At 69.0% G+C, this 17577-nt stretch carries 14 protein-coding genes and 1 riboswitch; of the genes, 10 read left to right on the plus strand and 4 right to left on the minus strand.

The window, feature by feature from the left end; genetic code table 11:
* The 4 genes from FQY83_RS06990 to FQY83_RS07005 all read left to right on the plus strand — a co-directional run bounded on the left by FQY83_RS06990 (nucleotide 1) and on the right by FQY83_RS07005 (nucleotide 3500).
* Nucleotides 1-723, plus strand: a complete 723-nt coding sequence (locus FQY83_RS06990; RefSeq protein ID WP_146386505.1) for a sugar transferase — start codon at nucleotides 1-3, stop codon at nucleotides 721-723.
* Entirely contained in the window at nucleotides 720-1298 is a 579-nt protein-coding gene (locus FQY83_RS06995) for a GNAT family N-acetyltransferase (RefSeq protein ID WP_146386507.1), read from the plus strand. The genes FQY83_RS06990 and FQY83_RS06995 overlap by 4 nt, the downstream gene beginning before the upstream one ends.
* 36 nt (nucleotides 1299-1334) lie before the next feature.
* Nucleotides 1335-1829, plus strand: a complete 495-nt coding sequence (locus tag FQY83_RS07000; protein ID WP_146386509.1) for a VanZ family protein — start codon at nucleotides 1335-1337, stop codon at nucleotides 1827-1829.
* 462 nt (nucleotides 1830-2291) lie between these two features.
* Complete coding sequence (locus FQY83_RS07005) at nucleotides 2292-3500, plus strand: undecaprenyl/decaprenyl-phosphate alpha-N-acetylglucosaminyl 1-phosphate transferase (protein ID WP_146386511.1); 1209 nt, start codon at nucleotides 2292-2294, stop codon at nucleotides 3498-3500.
* Nucleotides 3501-3613: 113 nt separating this feature from the next.
* Here FQY83_RS07005 and FQY83_RS07010 read toward each other — a convergent pair whose 3' ends face one another.
* Nucleotides 3614-4285, minus strand: a complete 672-nt coding sequence (locus FQY83_RS07010) for a hypothetical protein (protein WP_146386513.1) — start codon at nucleotides 4283-4285, stop codon at nucleotides 3614-3616.
* A gap of 222 nt (nucleotides 4286-4507) precedes the next feature.
* On the opposite strand from FQY83_RS07010, the gene FQY83_RS07015 reads away from it, so the two are divergent.
* Nucleotides 4508-5623: a GGDEF domain-containing protein gene (locus tag FQY83_RS07015; protein ID WP_158636449.1), complete on the plus strand. Its 1116-nt coding sequence runs from the start codon at nucleotides 4508-4510 to the stop codon at nucleotides 5621-5623.
* 36 nt (nucleotides 5624-5659) lie between these two features.
* Here FQY83_RS07015 and metF read toward each other — a convergent pair whose 3' ends face one another.
* Nucleotides 5660-6484, minus strand: a complete 825-nt coding sequence (gene metF, locus FQY83_RS07020) for a methylenetetrahydrofolate reductase [NAD(P)H] (protein WP_146386516.1) — start codon at nucleotides 6482-6484, stop codon at nucleotides 5660-5662.
* Between the two features lie 381 nt (nucleotides 6485-6865).
* On the opposite strand from metF, the gene FQY83_RS07025 reads away from it, so the two are divergent.
* Nucleotides 6866-7423, plus strand: a complete 558-nt coding sequence (locus FQY83_RS07025; RefSeq protein ID WP_146386519.1) for a DUF3228 family protein — start codon at nucleotides 6866-6868, stop codon at nucleotides 7421-7423.
* Nucleotides 7424-7583: 160 nt separating this feature from the next.
* On the opposite strand, the gene FQY83_RS07030 is transcribed toward FQY83_RS07025, so the two are convergent.
* Together FQY83_RS07030 and ahcY are read right to left on the minus strand one after the other, a co-directional pair.
* Entirely contained in the window at nucleotides 7584-8489 is a 906-nt protein-coding gene (locus FQY83_RS07030; RefSeq protein WP_146386521.1) for an alpha/beta hydrolase, read from the minus strand.
* 127 nt (nucleotides 8490-8616) lie between these two features.
* Entirely contained in the window at nucleotides 8617-10065 is a 1449-nt protein-coding gene (ahcY, locus tag FQY83_RS07035; protein WP_146386523.1) for an adenosylhomocysteinase, read from the minus strand.
* Between the two features lie 36 nt (nucleotides 10066-10101).
* Nucleotides 10102-10181: riboswitch (S-adenosyl-L-homocysteine riboswitch) on the minus strand.
* A 470-nt stretch (nucleotides 10182-10651) separates the two neighbouring features.
* On the opposite strand from ahcY, the gene FQY83_RS07040 reads away from it, so the two are divergent.
* The 4 genes from FQY83_RS07040 to FQY83_RS07055 are packed head-to-tail and all read left to right on the plus strand — an operon-like array spanning nucleotide 10652 to nucleotide 17515.
* Nucleotides 10652-12934, plus strand: coding sequence for a TonB-dependent receptor (locus FQY83_RS07040; RefSeq protein ID WP_238333432.1), 2283 nt, complete (start codon nucleotides 10652-10654; stop codon nucleotides 12932-12934).
* Entirely contained in the window at nucleotides 12934-14271 is a 1338-nt protein-coding gene (locus FQY83_RS07045; RefSeq protein ID WP_146386527.1) for a spinster family MFS transporter, read from the plus strand. Before FQY83_RS07040 ends, FQY83_RS07045 begins: the two co-directional genes overlap by 1 nt.
* Entirely contained in the window at nucleotides 14268-15917 is a 1650-nt protein-coding gene (locus tag FQY83_RS07050; protein ID WP_146386529.1) for a carboxylesterase/lipase family protein, read from the plus strand. The genes FQY83_RS07045 and FQY83_RS07050 overlap by 4 nt, the downstream gene beginning before the upstream one ends.
* The gene (locus FQY83_RS07055) at nucleotides 15908-17515 is read left to right on the plus strand and encodes an AMP-binding protein (RefSeq protein WP_146386531.1); all 1608 of its coding nucleotides are present in this window, start codon (nucleotides 15908-15910) and stop codon (nucleotides 17513-17515) included. Before FQY83_RS07050 ends, FQY83_RS07055 begins: the two co-directional genes overlap by 10 nt.
* Nucleotides 17516-17577 lie beyond the last annotated feature (62 nt).

The following is a 17577-nucleotide window of genomic DNA, read 5'->3' on the forward strand; positions in this document are numbered from 1 at the left end:
ATGCAGCGATTGTTCGACATCGTGTTTTCGGGCCTGGCCCTGCTGGTGCTCTCGCCCCTGCTGGTGCCGATCGCCATCGCCCTGCGCCTGACAGGCGAGGGCGAGGTCTTCTACGTGCAGCAGCGCGTGGGCCGCGGCGGCGGTATGTTCGGCCTGTACAAGTTCGCAACCATGCTCAAGAACAGCCCGAACCTCGGCACCGGCACCGTGACGGTGAAAAACGACCCGCGCGTGCTGCCGCTGGGCCGCTTCCTGCGCAAGACCAAGATCAACGAACTGCCGCAGCTGCTGAACATCTTCAAGGGCGACATGAGCATCATCGGCCCGAGGCCGCAGACGCAGCGTTGCTTCGACGCCTTCCCGGTGAGCTCGCAGGCCGAGATCATGAAGGTGCGCCCGGGCCTGTCCGGCATCGGCTCCATCGTCTTCCGCGACGAGGAGGAGCTGATGCACGCCAGCGCCGAGCCCGAGCGCTTCTACGACGACGTGATCATGCCCTACAAGGGCCGGTTGGAAGAGTGGTACGTGGCCAACCAGGGCCTGTGGACCTATCTGTGCAGCATCGCGGTGACGGCGTGGGTGGTGCTGGTGCCGGGCTCGACGGTGTTCTGGCGCGTGTTCCGCGGACTGCCGATGCCGCCGGCGGAGCTGGTGGCGGCAGGCGGGGCGACCGGGGCTCCGGCCACGGCGGGGCTTGCGGACGCGTCGCGCACCTCGGCATGACCCCGGGCGAGCGCTATCGTCAGGTGGCGAGGTTGCACATGCGCTGCCTGGACCGGGGATTCCTGGCGACGCTGGGTGAGGGTTTCCTGGCGCTGATGTACGAGGCCATCGATCGGACCGGCGAAGCCACGCTTCTGGTCGCCGAAGAGGATGGTCGGGTACAGGGCTTCATCACCGGCGGCGTGGGCATGGGGCCGATCTATCGCCGGATGATGCGCAGTCCGGTGCGCCTGGGCCTGGCGCTGGCGCCGGCGATGCTGCGGCCGGCCAAGGTGCGGCGGATCCTCGAGATCGTCCGCTACTCCGGCGACGGCGGCTTGCCTGGCGGGCTGCCGGACGCCGAACTGCTGAGCCTGGCGGTTGCGCCGGAGTGGCGCGGGACGTCGGTGGCCGAAGGGCTGTACCGGCGGCTTGTTGAGGATTTCCGGAAACGCGGAGTGGATGCGTTCCGCATCACCGTGGGCGAGACGCTGGCGCCGGCGCACCGGTTCTACCGGCGCATGGGGGCGAGCGTGACCGGCGAGGTCGAAGTGCACGGCGGCGAAAAGTCGAAGGTGTATGTGCACCGGGTCTGACCGCCCGCCGCGTCGCGAGGGGCGCGGCGCGTGGTGATGATCGACCTCCTGCTGGCGGTGCTGGCGCTGGCGGTTGGCGTGGCGCTGGCGTGGCGTGCGGGGCCGCTGGCCCGGCTGGCCCTGTTCGGGTCGGCGATGCTGGTTTCGGGCCTGCTGTTCATGCCGGGGGAGCAGATCACCGGCGTGATCGGGCCTGATGGCGTGCGCTTCCTGCGGAGACTCGCGGGGCGTACGCCGTGGGAGGTTTCCGACTGGACCCACTTCCTGATCTTCGCCTGGCTGGGCCTGCTGCTGTGGCTGGCGCGGGCGGACTTGCGTGGGTGGAAGGGATGGGCGCTGGTGGTGGGGCTGGCCGTTGCGGCGGAATGGGCGCAGGGCCTGACGCCGTCCCGGGAGCCGAGGGTGGACGATGTGCTGGTGAACCTGATTGGCGGGATGCTCGGCGTGGTGTTGGGGATCGGGGTGCGGTTGGCCACCGCGCGCGGTGGAGGGTTGGGCAAGCACGAGGCTCGCAGGCAGCGGCGTGAGTGATTGCGCTGGTTGGGGACGTCGTTGGCGAGATGGGTCAGGGCGTCGATCTCGACGCTGCAGCCCCGGTGCGGGCTGCCGGACAGCCCGGGTCGGAATTCCGGCGCGCCCATGCCGCGGGTGCCTATGTGGCGCCGGCGTTCGACCGGATTGAACGCTCGGCAGGGCGCCGACGTCCCCCGGTTTCGAGTAGCGCGGCAATTCGTGGCGGAGATTTACTGCAGCGCAATAAATCCATAAAATGAATGGCTTGTGCCTGATTTTGTCACGCCGCCTACACAAGGCGGAAGGCAAACTGCGCGGACAATCGGCGTTCCGGCCGCTCTGGTGTCTACCGTGCCGGAACCGGCTCGACCTGCGCCTTGGCCTGCGCATGGCTGCGCTCCCTCGGTGGCTTGCCGCCCTTGGGAGTGCGCGCCGGCAGGCCGCCATGGACCGGATTGGAGTAATGGAGTTCTGTTTGTGATGGAACGAGCGCTCGATGTCGGTTTGGGTCATGCGTTGCTGGCCGCAGCGGTGGCCCTGGTGATGCTGAAGCTCCTGCATCCGCTGGCGCCGCGACTGAGCCTTCTCGATTTCCCCCAGGGCCGCAAGGATCATTCCCATCCCACGCCGATCATCGGTGGTCTGGCGATGGTGGTCGGCTTCCTGGTGGTGATGGGCTTGACCATACCGGTGCATGCCGCGGCGACGCTCGTGGCCTTCAGCGTCGCTTCGCTGCTGCTGCTGGCCGTGGGCCTCTACGACGATCGCTTCGACCTGCGCTGGTATTGGCGCGTGCTGGCCCAGGGGGTGGCCGCGCTGATCATGGTCTATGGCGCGGGCGTGCGCGTGGAGCACATCGGCGTGTTCGGTATCGGCGACCTGGGTTGGCTGTCGGTGCCGTTCACGGTGTTCGCCACGGTTGGCATCATCAACGCAATCAACATGATCGATGGCGCGGACGGGCTGGCCGGTTCGCTGGTGGCGGTCTGCCTGGTCATGCTGGCGGCGGCGGCGATCTATGCGGGCAATCACTCGTTGTCGCGGGTCTCGCTGGTGATCGCTGGCCTGGTGTCGGCCTTCCTGCTCTACAACATGCGCTTCCCCTGGCAGGCGCGGGCCAAGACGTTCATGGGCAACGCCGGCAGCGCCTGGTTGGGCCTGGTGGTGGCCTGGGTGGTGTTCCGCCTGACCCAGAATGCAGGCCACCCGGTGAATCCGGTGCTGGCGCTGTGGCTGATCCCGATTCCGGTGATGGACTGCCTGGTGCTGACGGTGCGCCGCAGGCGCGAAGGGCGCTCGCCGTTCACGGCGGGACGCGACCACATCCATCACTTCATGCAGGACGCCGGCTTCGGGCCGACCCAGGCAGCGGTGGCCCTGGCCGTCTTCAGTCTTTGTACCGGCTTGGTGGCGGGGCAGATGATGCGCTGGGACGTCCCCAATCACCTGATCCTCTTCAGCTTCCTGGCGCTCTGCGTGGGCTGGTATGCGCTCAGCTGCCACCGGGCGCGGGCGCTGCGATTCTTTGCGGCGATACGGGCGCTGCCGGTGTTCGGGCCGGTGCCCGGGGCGGTCCCTGCCCAGGGCGACAAGCCTGCCGTGGAGCCCTCCGCTCCCGAGTCCGCCCCCGAGTCCGCGGTCGGTCGCCCGGCGCCCAAGGAACGCGATCGCCTGCGTGACGCGGCCTGAGTGCCGGTGGCCGTCCTCATCGTGGCGGTCCGTGACGGCCTTGCGTCGCCATTTGTAGCGCCGTCAGGCGCGACCCTGTCCACAAGCGAACGCTGACAACGTGGACGGAGCGGTCAGAGGCTGACCCACCAGCAGTCCAGGTGCCGGCGCAGCGAGAACACCGTCTGCAGCGGGGTGATGCGGTTGGCGACGGTCTGGTCGACGACCAGTCCGGTCGGGGCGCGCCTCGTGTGTTGCTGGCGGGTGGCGGCGGCCTTCACCGCGTCCGGCAGCTCGTCTTCCGGCACGGGCGCGGCCGGCGCCGGCGCATTCGGGTTCTGCGCAGCGGCGGCGTGCGGGACGGTCTGCCAGGCCAGCGGCTGCGGGGCCGGTGCCACGGGGCTCGGCGGGGGCGGAGGCTGCAGGGGCGTGATGTCGACCAAGGGCCGGTTCACGATCGCGTCCAGCCGCCCCATGATCGCGTAGGCGTTGCGCGAGGACGTGCCCGGCCAGTGGTAGATGCCGGCGAGCCGGTTCACGTCCTTGCTGTCGATGGCCGCGGTCAGTTCGAACACCAGGTCCTGCACGTTGCGGCTGCAGTCACGGCGGATGATGCGACCGCCTTGTCCGGCGACCTCGATGCGCGGCGCGCGTTCGATGGCGCCGATGTCCTTGCACTCGCGATCGGTGTAGACGTGGCTGCCATCGTCGGTCGTGCAGCGTCGGATCTGCGCCGACGCCGGCCACGCGGCCAGCGCCGCGAGCAGCAGCAGGGACGTGGCAAGGGTGCGGCAGGGCGAAGGCATCGCGGCAGCCTAGCGTCGGCGCAGGCGCGCGGGAAGTCCGGGCCTGCCGATGTTCAGGTTGCCGCGATCCGAAAATGAACGCGATGCCCGGCCATGGTTGCCGCCGTTCGTATCCGGCTCATGGGCATGCACGTGCCGGCAGGTTACGCTGGGCGCCGGCCTTGCAAGGGAGAGGCGGCGACCACGTCGCGCGAAGCGCGATGCGTGGGCGGATGCCGGGGAATGTCGTCGGACGATTTCATCCACCAACGCGCCGCGCAGAGCGGACGCAACCTGTTGCTGCAGGAACTGCGCGAAACCTGCGAGCGCGCGCGCCTGGGCGGCTTCTTCTATCCGGTTGCGGCGCTGCTGGCATTCTCCGCGGCCGGGATCTATGCATGGCGCTGGCAGGCCGCGACGGTGGTCGGAACCCTGCTGCTCCTGGCGGGGCTGCGCTGTCTGGTGCGACCCTCGGCGACGCCGGATGTGGGGGAAGCGCGCCGCAAGCTGCGCCGGCTGTGGGGCATCGTGCTCGTCACGACGGCGCTGTGGGGCGCGTTCGGTGCATGGACGTTCGCCGTACTGCCCGAGCCCGCGCCGCTGGTGGCGCTGCTGTTTTCCGGCGCGTTCGGTATGGCGCTGGCGCATACGATGTGCATGCGCACCACGCCGTCGGTGCTCGCGATCCTGTGCGTGATGGTGCCCAGCCAGTTGGTCCTGTGGGATGGCGTGGCGCGCTGGGTGGCGGTGATGTGGGCGGTGTACATGCTGTACATGCTCATGGTGCTGCGGCGCAGCCATCGCGAGTACCGCACGCGCCTGGAGCTCGAGGAGGATCTGCGTCAGCAGCGCGACCTGTTCGAACGGCAGAGCCGGGTCGACGGCCTGACCGGCCTCGCCAACCGCCGGGAGTTCGGCGCCGCGCTGGTGCGCGCGGTGGGCAGCGTGGCACCCGGGCGGGCGATCTCGCTGTTGATCGTCGACGTCGACCATTTCAAGCACATCAACGACACACTGGGCCATCTCGCCGGAGACGCTTGCCTGGTGGCACTGGCGCAGCGGTTGCGCGCGCATTTCGCGGAGGCGGGTGACGTGCCGGTGCGGCTCGGCGGCGAGGAGTTCGGCGTCGTGCTCGAGGCCGGATCCGCGAAGGCGTTCGACAGGGCGGAGCGCTTCCGCGACGAACTCGCCGCGCAGCCGATGCAGGTCCTCGACCAGGCGATCACGGTGACGGTCAGCATCGGCTGCGGTCAGTTCGACCCCGCGCGGCACGACGATGCCGATGCGTTCTACGGCGACGTCGACGCGGCGCTCTACCGCGCCAAGCAGGCCGGACGCAACCGCACCGAGCACGCGTGAGGCAATGCGCCGCGCGTTCGCGCGGCCGCGCCAGGGTCAGCCGAACCGCGCGAGGACGGCCTGCGTCGGCCTGGCGAGGTTGAGCGTGTAGAAGTGCAGCGCCGGCGCGCCGCCCGCCACCAGCCGTTCGCACAGCCTGGCGACCACGTCCGCGCCGAATTCGCGGATGCTGTCGGCGTCGTCGCCGAAGGCCTGCATCTTCTTCGCGATCCAGCGCGGGATCTCGGCGCCGCACTGCTCCGAGAACCGGCGCAGCTGCGAGTAGTTCGAGATCGGCATGACGCCGGGCACGATCGGCGCCTCGACGCCCAGCGCGCGCACGGCGTCGACGAAGTGGAAGTAGGCGTCGGCGTTGTAGAAGTACTGGGTGATCGCGGCGTTGGCGCCGGCGTCGATCTTGGCCTTGAAGTGCTTCAGGTCGGCCAGCGCGTCCTCGGCCTGCGGATGCATTTCCGGATAGGCGCCGACCTCGATGTGGAAGTGGTCGCCGTGCTGGGCGCGGATGAAGGCGATCAGGTCCGAGGCGTAGCGCAGGTCGCCGGGATGGCCCATGCCCGAGGGCAGGTCGCCGCGCAGGGCGACGATGCGCCGGCAGCCGATGTCGCGGTAGCGGGCCAGCAGTTCGGCGATTTCCTCGCGGGTGCCGCCGACGCAGGACAGGTGCGGCGCGGCGTCCAGCCCGTGGGTCTGCAGCAGGTGCTGCACGGTCTCGGCGGTGTAGCTGAGCGTGGAGCCGCCGGCGCCGAAGGTGCAGGACACGTATTCGGGGGCATGGCCCTTGAGCCTGGCCGCGGTGCGGTCGAGCTGCGCGCGCTGCTCGTCGGTCTTGGGCGGGTAGAACTCGAAGCTGATCGGGGTCATCGCGGCGGTCGTGTCCGGCGTGGCTTGGAATTATATCTCTATATCGCGATGGATGAATAGAGTTTTCCGACGGCCGGTCCAACGCCCGCAAGCCTGCGCCCCATCGGATTGTCATTTCGACCGAAGGGAGAAACCTCCCGACGCGTCGAAAATCCGGCCGAGTGGCGTGGGGGCCGACGCCTCGCCGTCGTGCTGTCCGGGGTGGTGGGGCAGGGCAGATTTCTCCCTTCGGTCGAAATGACAGTCGGATGGGCGGTCGAAATGACAGTCGGGTGGGGAGGTCGGAATGAGCAAGAGGGATGCGGGGCGGAATGACGGGAGGGCCGCGATCGGCCAGGGCAATCGATGCGGCCGTTTGCCGCTTTCCGGCATCATGCCGCCATGCGCATCGTCCTCACCCCTTTTGCCCGGACCCGCCTGTTTCCGCGCGAGCCGCGCGGCAATACCGTCCGCGACTGCACGCCCGAAGCGTTCGAACGCCGCCTCAACGAAGAGCCGCCGTTCGCGGTCCTCGCCGGCTACGCGCCCTTCTGCCGGCTGCACGTGCACCGCAACTGGACCACCACGCGCTGCCTGACCGTGCCGGTCACCGACGACAACCGCCACCTGCTGCGCTCGGCCTACGAGGCGCGCACGCGCGAGGAACTGCCGGTGCTGGTGCGCTGGTTCGAAGGCGTGGAACCACCGGTGGCGAACTATCTCGTGCCGATCCTCTACAGCCGCGCACAGCTGGCGAAGGAAGGTGCGCCGATCGACGCCGACTGGGGCATCGTCGGCTGCCTCTACACCATGGAACCGGAAGAGATCCCGATGGCGCCGATCACCATGATGCGCAACGCGCTGGGGGTGGGGGAGGGCGGTTCGGGCGTGGCGATCGATCGCGAGGCTTACCGGCGCGCGGTGGAATTCTGGGAGAACAATTCCAACTGGCGGCCGTGACGCCGGGCTTGCAGCATTTGGCGCAAACGCTCGCATATCCGTCGTCCCCGCGAAGGCGGGGACCCAGTGTCTTTATCTTTGGAACCAACCGCAAAGACACTGGATCTCCGCCTTCGCGGGGACGACGGAAACGTGAACATCCGAGTCGAAGCTGCGCCAGCTAGTCCGGCGCGCCGGCCTTCGCCGCCGCGATTTCCTCGCGGAACAGCCAGAGCATCGCGCGGCGGTAGGTGTCGCCGATGCTGGCCGCGTGGGTGCCGTCGGGCAGAATCTCGTGCCGCAACGCCCACGGACGGTCGTCGCGCGCCTGCCAGGCGGCGATCCACTCGCGTGCGTTCTCCATCCGCAAGGCCGCGTCGCGTCCGCCGCTGGCGACGACCAGCGCAAGGTCGTCGCGTGCACGTGGCGCCGCGTCGCGGAACAGGTCGTCGCGCGCGCGGGAGAACGCCGCATTGCTGGCGATCCGCGCCCGGAACAGGTCCGGGCTGCGCAGCGCGGACCACAGCACGAAGTAGCCGCTGCGCGACTGGCCCACCAGCACCCGTCGCCGGGGATCGATGCGATGGCGGCGCTCGGTCTCCGGCAGCAGTTCGCGTTCGAGGAAATCCAGGAACATGGGCGCGCCGCTTTCGCCTTCCGGCGTGTCGCTGCCGGGTGCGCTGAAGTCGATGTGCCGCTTGTTGATCGAAGGATCGAAGCTGCCGTAGGCGATGCCGACGAGGATCGCCTCGGGCAGCTGTTCGTCGTAGTGCAGGAACAGGTGCGTGGGGGCCAGCAGCGGGAACAGGCTGTCGCCGTCGAGCAGGTAGACCACCGGCCAGCGCGCGTCGGCATCGGCGTCGTAGCCTTCCGGCAGGCGGACGTAGATGTGGTAGGTGCGCCCCGTCGCCTGTGAGTGGATCGGGAAGTAGTCGCCGGCGAGCGCGGGCAGGTGTTCGAGGGGAATCCGTGCCCCGGCTGGCGCTTCGCCGGCAACCGGTCCGTCGTCGGGCAGGGCTGGTGCGGCAGTCGCAGTGCCGGATGCGAGCAGTGCGGCGAGGATCCAGGCGAAGCAGCCGCGGTGCATGGCGCAGGGTCCCGGTTGGAATCGACCGCGTCATCGTAGATGGCGCGGTCGACGCGTTCAACGGAGGCCGGAAAACAGGACGGGCGCCGCGAGGCGCCCGTCCTGCGTGCATCGATCGCGCGACCGTTCAGTAGCGATAGTGCTCCGGCTTGTACGGGCCTTCGACCGCCACGCCGAGGTAGTCGGCCTGGTCCTTCGTGAGCTTCGTCAGCTTCACGCCGATCTTCTCCAGGTGCAGGCGCGCGACTTCCTCGTCGAGCTGCTTGGGCAGGATGTAGACCTTCGACTCGTACGCGTCCTTGTTCGCCCACAGGTCGATCTGCGCCAGGGTCTGGTTGGAGAACGAGTTCGACATCACGAAGCTCGGGTGGCCGGTGGCGCAGCCGAGGTTCACCAGGCGGCCTTCGGCGAGCAGGAACATGGCGTTGCCGTTGGGCAGGATGAACTTGTCGACCTGCGGCTTGATGTTGACCTGCTCCACGCCGGCCAGCGCCTTGAGCGCGTCGACCTGGATCTCGTTGTCGAAGTGGCCGATGTTGCAGACGATGGCCTGGTCCTTCATCGCCGTCATGTGCTCGAGGCGGATGATGTCCTTGTTGCCGGTGGTGGTGACGTAGATGTCGGCGCGGCCGAGGGTGTCCTCGACGGTGGTGACCTCATAGCCCTCCATCGCCGCCTGCAGCGCGCAGATCGGGTCGATCTCGGTGACGATCACGCGCGCGCCGTAGGCGCGCAGCGAGTCGGCGCAGCCCTTGCCGACGTCGCCGTAGCCGCAAACCACGGCGACCTTGCCGGCCAGCATCACGTCCAGCGCGCGCTTGAGGCCGTCGGCCAGCGACTCGCGGCAGCCGTAGAGGTTGTCGAACTTGCTCTTGGTGACCGAGTCGTTGACGTTGATCGCCGGCACCAGCAGCTTGCCCTGCTCGGCGAGCTGGTAAAGGCGGTGCACGCCGGTGGTGGTTTCCTCGGACACGCCCTTCCAGTCCTTGACCACGCGCGTCCAGTAGCCCGGGCGCTCGCTGGCGACGCGCTTGAGCAGGTTCTTGATCACCTGTTCCTCGTGCGAACCGGAAGCCGAGTTCACCCAGCTGTCGTCGCCCTGTTCGAGCTCGTAGCCCTTGTGGATCAGCAGGGTGACGTCGCCGCCGTCGTCGACCACCAGCTCCGGACCGGTCAGGGTGCCGTCGGGCAGGGTGAAGGTCAGCGCGTCGAGCGTGCAGTCCCAGTATTCCTCCAGCGTCTCGCCCTTCCAGGCGAACACGGGGGTGCCGGTGGCGGCGATCGCGGCGGCAGCGTGGTCCTGGGTGCTGAAGATGTTGCACGAGGCCCAGCGCACGTCGGCGCCGATGTCCTTGAGCGTCTCGATCAGCACCGCGGTCTGGATGGTCATGTGCAGCGAGCCGGTCACGCGCACGCCCTTGAGCGGGGCGGTGGCGGCGTGCTTGCGGCGGATCGACATCAGGCCCGGCATCTCGTGCTCGGCGATGTCGAGTTCCTTGCGGCCCCAGTCGGCCAGCGTGATGTCGGCGACCTTGTAGTCGCCTTCGGTGGAGAAGGTCTTGACCTGTGCGTTCATGGTGGTGCTCCGTCGTTGGGAGTCCGCGGGGACTCGCATTAACGGGCGCCGTTGTCGCAGTGGGATCGCGTCGAGCCTGGCCGTGGCTTTCCACGGTCGCAGCGCCCCTCGACGGACCGGGAATTATATCGCTTCCACCGGGACAGTAAGGTGCGGACCGCTGCGCTGCGATCGTCGCACGTGGCAACGTCCTCATCCCCGCGAAGGCGGGGATCCAGCGTCTTCGGTGCCGGGACAGATGCCCTGTCACCGGCAGCGGCCGGGCAATTCAGCGGTGCTTTCCGCGAAGACGGGATGCGTTCGGCATCGGCGCAAAGACGCTGGATCCCCGCCTTCGCGGGGATGACGGCAAGGGGAGTGTTCCCGGCCGCCGACGGGTGCGCATTGGTGTCGACTGGAGAAAAGATGCGCTCAAGTAATTGATGGGAAATGAAATTTCTTCGGAAAGAAAGAAATTCACGTTCGTGTGAGTGAGTATTGACACCCGCTCCCCGGGTGTGCAGTATCGCGGCCAGGCATCTTGCTGAAACCAGCATCCTGTGGGAGGGATCTGAAGATGGGGAGTCGTTTGATTGCGGCCGCTTCGATGGCCGCGCTGTTTGCGTTACCCGTGTCGGCGCTGGCGCAAGCCACGGCCGAGGCGATCGAAGCCGAACGCGAGCAGGGCGAGGCGCCGGCACCGGCCATGGCCCAGGAGCTCGACACGGTCTACGTCACCGCGACGCGTCGTGCCGAGCCGCTGAAGGACGTGCCGATCAGCATCACCGCGTTGTCCCAGGACGAACTCGACGCCAAGGGCATCGTCGGCTACGAGGGCATGGCGCACGCGACGCCGGGCGTGGTGCTCAACCGGGCCAGCGCCAACTTCAACAACTTCACCGCGCGCGGCATCGCCACCAACGGCTACAACGCCAACCTGCAGAGCACGGTAGCGATCTACATCGATGAACTGCCGATTTCCGCCAACGGCAACTCCACCATCCTCGACCCGAGCCTCTACGACGTGGAGCGCATCGAGTTCCTGCGCGGCCCGCAGGGCACGCTGTTCGGCTCGGGCTCGCTGGCGGGCGCGCTGCGCATCCTGACCCACGCGCCCGATCCCAACGTCTTCGAGGGATCGGTCCTGGCGGACGTGGGCGTGACCGGCTCGAGTTCACTGCGCCAGCGCTACAACGCCATGCTGAACGTCCCGCTGGTCGAGGACCGGCTGGCGCTGCGCGTGGTCAGCTTCTCGCGCAACGAGGAGGGCTATGTCGACAACCTCGGCACGGGCATCGACAAATCCAACGAACTGGAAAGCTGGGGCGGCCGCGCCACCCTGCTGTGGGAGCCGACCGACCGGCTGTCGATGCAGCTGCGCCTGTCGCGGGAAGAAAGCACGCCCAAGGATTCGTCGCTGATCAATCCAGACCGTGGTGGAGACCGGGACAAGCGCTATTCGGACCGGCCGGACCGGTTCTCCGGCGAGATGACGAACTACAACCTCACCGTGGGTTACCAGTTCGACAGTGTGAAGCTGACCAGTTCCTCGACCTGGTCGGACTACGAGGCGTATTTCAACGTCGACCTCGCCGGCACCTACAACCAGGCATTCGCCTTCGCGCTGGATGCCCCCGGGGAGAACAGGACCTTCGTGCAGGAAATGCGCCTGGTGTCCGATACCAGCGGTCCGTTCGACTGGGTGCTGGGCGGCTTCTACTTCAAGCGCGAGAGGGACGTGTACTTCGGCTACCGCTCCAACGAGGAATACCTCGCCGCGAGCGGCATCACCGGCCTGCCGGACGAGTACTACCTCAAGTACCACACCTTCGACGTGTCGAAGGAGCAGGCGCTGTTCGGCCAGCTGACCTGGCGCTTCACGGATGATGCCTGGGCGACATTCGGCCTGCGCTACGGCAGCACCGAGGCGCAGGGCTTCACCCGGGAGGGCGGCTACAGCAGCGACTACCTGACCCTGGCCTACTACTGCAGTTTCCTCGGCATCTGCGGCCTGCCGGTGACGATCACGCCGGTCGCGGCGGCCGAGGGCGTCAAGGCGAAGGAAAGCGGACCGTCCTATCGCGTCAGCGCATCGTGGCGTCCGACGCCTTCGCTGACCACGTATGCTGCGGTCGCGACCGGCTTCCGCGCGCCGGTGGTCAACGCCCGCGCCGGTGCGGTCAGTGCGATCGATCCCGACGACCTGGTCATTCCCTATGGCGCCGATTCCGACGAGCTGGTCAGCTACGAGCTGGGTATGAAGGGGCGCTGGATGAACGGGCGGCTGGCGGCCAACCTGGCGCTCTACCACACCGACTGGAACGACATCCAGGTGCAGGCCAACCGCGTCTCCGACTCGGTGCAGTTCGCCACCAACATCGGCGGCGCCTACAGCCGCGGCGTGGAGTTCGAGCTGATGGCGATGCCGAACTCGAGCTGGACCTTCGCCCTCAACGGCTCGATCAACCGCGCCAAGGTGGACACGCTCACCGCGGAAGAGGCCGCGGTGTCGGGCGCGGTGATGGGCGCGCGGCTGTCGGGTCCGGAGTACAGCGGCTCGCTGACGGTCAACTACAGCTTCGACTGGTTCCGCAATTCGGTCGGCAACGCTTCGCTGGCGGTGGTCCACGTGGGCGATTTCCCCGGTTCGTTCCCGAACGTGCCCGGACAGCCCGGCGTGGTCAGCCCCACCTACGACTACACCGAGTCCTACACGCTGGTGAACGCAAGCCTGGCCGCGGCCTTCGATCGCTTCACCGTCGGTCTGTACGCGGAGAACCTGTTCGACGACCGTTCGATCAACTACGTCCATCCCGAAGCCTTCATCGACGGCCGTTACGGCGTCGTGCGGCCGCGCACCGTCGGCGTGCGCGTGGGATACCGGTTCTGATGGCGGGCGCCCCGACGCTGTCGGCGACTCCGGGCGCGCACGTCGCGCGCCCGGGGACGCGGGCCTGGATCGCGCTGGCGATCCTGACCTTCGTCTACGTGCTGAACTTCCTCGACCGGCAGCTGCTGTCGATCCTGGCCAAGCCGATCCAGGACGACCTGGGCGTCAGCGACGGCCAGCTCGGCCTGATCGGCGGGCTCTACTTCGCGATGTTCTACTGCATCCTCGCGATCCCGGTTGGCTGGCTGGCGGACCGGACCAACCGGGTGAAGGTGCTGGCCTTCTCGTGCGCGCTGTGGAGCGCGGCGACGGCGGCCTGCGGCATGGCCTCGACGTATCCGCAGCTGGTGCTCGCGCGGATGACGGTCGGCATCGGCGAGGCGGGCGGCGTGCCGCCGTCCTACGCCATCATTTCCGACTATTTCCCGCCGGGCATGCGCGGCACGGCGCTGAGCCTGTACAACATGGGTCCGCCGATCGGCCAGGCCCTGGGCGTGGCGTTCGGCGCGTCGGTCGCGGCCGCCTGGTCCTGGCGGCTGGCGTTCATCTGGGTCGGCGCCATCGGCGTGGTCACCGGTCTGGTGGTGTGGTTCGCGGTGCGTGAACCCCGGCGCGGTGGCCTGGACGGCAACGTCGTGCCGGAGCCGCCGCGACAGGCCGGTCCCGTGGCCGCGACGACCGCGCCCGGCTTCTGGCCCACCTGCGCCATGTTCTTCCGCGACCCGGTGCTGCTGCGGGTGGCGCTGGCCTGCGCCGCGACCCAGTTCATCACCTACGCCACCATGAACTTCACCGTGCTGTTCCTGATGCGGGAAAAGGGCATGGAACTGGGCGACGTGGCCGTCTGGTACGCCCTGGTGGTGCTGTTCGGCGTCAGCGCGGGGATGGTCGCCTCCGGGCGCCTGGTCGATCGCCTGGTCCCGCGCGGCAAGGCGGCCTACGCCTGGGTGCCGGCGGTGGGGCTGATGCTGGCGGTCCCGTTCTTCGTCGGCTTCATCTGGGCGCCGGGCTGGCCGCTGGCGCTGGCCTTCCTGCTGCTGCCCATGGGCCTGAACTATTTCTACCTGTCGCCGGCGGTGACCCTGGTGCAGCAGGAGGTGCGGCCGGACCAGCGCGTGCTGGCGGGCGCGCTGCTGCTGCTGGTGATGAACCTGATCGGATTGGGCTTCGGCCCGACCTACCTGGGCCTGGCCAGCGACTTCTTCCGTCCCGCCTATCCCGACAGTTCGCTGCAGATGGCCTTCTACACGCTGCTGCCGTTCTACGGCGTGGCGATCGGCCTGTTCCTCTGGCTGGCGAAAGCACTCAAGCAGCAGCGCAAGGAGGTTGCACCATGATCCGTCCGCTGGTTCTCACGCTGACAGGCGCCGCGACGCTGTGGCTGGCCGCGCTGGCGCCGGCTGCCGCCGCCGATGCCCCGGTGGTGGATGCGCCCGCCGGTGCGGTGAAGGGCGAGGCGCTGGACGGCGTCAACGCCTTCCGGGGGATTCCGTATGCCGAGCCGCCGACCAGGCAACTGCGCTGGCGGCCACCGGTGGCGGCGAAGCCGTGGACCGGCACGCGCGATGCCACCCGCTTCGGCCCCGCCTGCCACCAGCCGCCGTCGCGGCCGGGCAGCATCTACGCGCCGGCGGAAACGCCGGCCATGAGCGAGGACTGCCTGTCGCTCAACGTCTGGGCGCCGGCCGATGCCGAAGGCGCACCGGTGTTCGTCTGGATCCACGGCGGCGCTCTCTCGGGCGGATCGGGCAGCGAGGCGATGTACGACGGCGCGCGCTTGGCCGCGCAGGGCCTGGTGGTGGTGAGCATCAACTATCGCCTCGGCGTGCTGGGCTATCTCGCGCATCCGCAGCTGAGCGAGGAGTCGCCGGACGGGGTTTCGGGCAACTACGGCCTGCTCGACCAGATCGAGGCGCTGCGCTGGGTCCAGCGCAACATCGCGGCCTTCGGCGGCGACGCGGGCAACGTCACCATCGCCGGGGAGTCGGCCGGTGCGCTCAGCGTGATGTACCTGATGGCGGCGCCGTCCGCGCACGGCCTGTTCCACAAGGCGATCGCGCAGAGCGCCTACATGATCTCCACCCAGGCGCTGCGCGGGACGGTGCACGGCACGCCCTCGGCGGAAGAGTCGGGGCTGGCGCTCAGCCGCAGGATCGAGGTGCGCGGCCTGACGCGCCTGCGCGCGATGGACGCGCAGACGCTGACCGTGCAGGCGGCGCTGTCGGGCTTCCTGCCGCTGGGCAGCGTCGACGGCCAGGTGTTGCCGGCGCAGATGGTCGAGGTGTTCGACCGTGGCGAACAGGCGCCGGTGCCGATCCTGGCCGGGTTCAACGAGGGCGAGATCCGCTCGCTGCGTTTCCTGCTGCCGCCGCCGCCCGCCGACGCGGCCACCTACGAGGCGACGATTCGCGCCGGCTACGGCGAGCTCGCCGGGGCGATGCTCGAGCGCTATCCGTCCGCGAACCTCGACGAGGCCATGCTGGCCACGACCCGCGACGCGATGTACGGCTGGACCGCGGAGCGGCTGGTGCGCAAGCAGACCGCGCTCGGCCATCCATCCTTCCTCTACTACTTCAACCACAGCTATCCGGCCGCCGACCAGGCGGGGCTGCACGCGTTCCACGCCAGCGAGATTCCCTACGTGTTCGGCGCGGCGGAGCGCACGCCGCCGCACTGGCCGAAGATCCCGGACACGGCCGCGGAGAAGGCCCTGTCCGAGGCGATGATGGGTTACTGGGCCGCGTTCGCGCGCGACGGCGTCCCCGCCGCGGCCGGCGCACCCGAGTGGCGTGCCTATGGCGACGCGCGCGCCTACATGGCGTTCGACGCGGCGCCGGTCCCGGGCGAGCACCTGCTGCCCGGCATGTACGAACTGGTCGAGACGGTGGTGTGCCGGCGTCGCGCAAAGGGCGACCTGCCGTGGCACTGGAACGTCGGCATCGTCTCGCCGCCGCTGCCCGCGGGGGATACTGGATGTCCGTGATCCACGGGGACATGCAGGCGTATGCGCTGACCCTCGACAAGTTCCTCGACCATGGCGCGAAGTGGCATCCGGAGGTGGAGGTGGTCACCGCGCGCGAGGGCGGCGGCGCCGACCGCATCGGCTACGCCGCACTGCGCGAGCGCAGCCGCAGGGCGTCGGTGGTGCTGGCCGGTCTCGGCGTCGTCGCGGGCGACCGCGTCGCGACCCTGGCCTGGAACACGCAGGCGCACGTCGAGACCTGGTTCGCCGTCATGGGCATGGGCGCGGTCTGCCACACGCTGAACCCGAGGCTGGCCGAGGCGCACCTGGCCGGGATGGTAGCGAAGTCGCAGCCGCGCGTGCTGGTCGTCGCCGCCGACCTCGCGCCGCTGGCCCGCCGCATCGCCGCGAAGGCGGACACGATCGAGCATGTGCTCTCGATCGACGGTAGCGTCGACGAGGACGATGGCGTGCTCGCGATCGACGCCCTCGAACCGATGGTCGCGTCGGCGCAGGGCGAGGTGGCCTGGGGCGGGTTCGACGAACACGCGCCCTGCGGCCTGTGCTTCACCTCGGGCACCACCGGCGCGCCGAAGGGCGTGAGCTACACCCACCGCGCCGTGTTCCTGCACACCCTGCGCGCGTTGCAGGCCGACACCATGGCCCTGTCCGCGCGCGACAGCGTGCTGCTGGCCGTGCCGATGTTCCATGCCAACGGCTGGGGCGTGCCGTTCGCGACGCCCGCCGTCGGCGCGCGGCTGGTGTTGCCCGGCCGCCACCTGGACGGCGCCAGCCTGGCCGCGCTGATCAACGCCGAGTCGGTCACCGTGGCGCTCGGCGTGGCCACGGTCTGGCTGGCGCTGGTCGAACACCTCGAGGCGACCGGCGGGCAGACACCTTCGCTCAGGCGCGTGATCGTCGGCGGCGCACCGATCGCGCCGGCGCTGATGCAGCGCATCGAACAGCGCCTGGGCGTCACCGTCCAGACCAGTTGGGGCATGACCGAGATGTCGCCGACCGGCACGGTGGCCACGCCCGACGATCCGGCGCGCACCGCGCACCATTCCGGGCGCCCGTCGATCGGCGTGGACCTGCTGCTGACCGACGCCGACGGCGTCGCCCTGCCGCAGCAGCGCGACGTGGAAGGGCACCTGCGCGTGCGCGGCGCGAGCACGATCCAGCGTTACTTCGGCGAGACCGAACCGGCGGTCGATCGCGACGGCTGGTTCGCGACCGGCGATCTCGCGCGCATCGACCGCGACGGCAACCTGGCCATCACCGGACGTGCCAAGGACCTGATCAAGTCGGGCGGCGAATGGATCAATCCGGCGGAGATCGAGGACATCGTCGGCGAGTTCTCCGACGTCTCGCTGGCGGCGGTCATCGGGCGCGGGCACCCGAAGTGGGGCGAACGCCCGGTCTTGCTGGTGGAGATGCGCGAAGGCAGCGCGATGAGCGACGCGGCGCTGATCGAGGCGCTGCGCGATCGCGTGGTCTCGTGGTGGGTGCCCGATTCGGTGATCCGCGTGGATCGCATGCCTTTGGCAGCGACCGGGAAAATTGACAGAATGCGCCTCAGGGCCGAATTCGGCGGCGCCAGCGGGGACCCGGGGGCATGACGCCCCGACGCAGCGCACGCCCGGCAACAGGTTGGAGGCGGCAGCGTGCAGAAGGACGCGAC

Source organism: Luteimonas marina (assembly GCF_007859325.1).
GTDB classification, from domain to species: domain Bacteria; phylum Pseudomonadota; class Gammaproteobacteria; order Xanthomonadales; family Xanthomonadaceae; genus Luteimonas; species Luteimonas marina.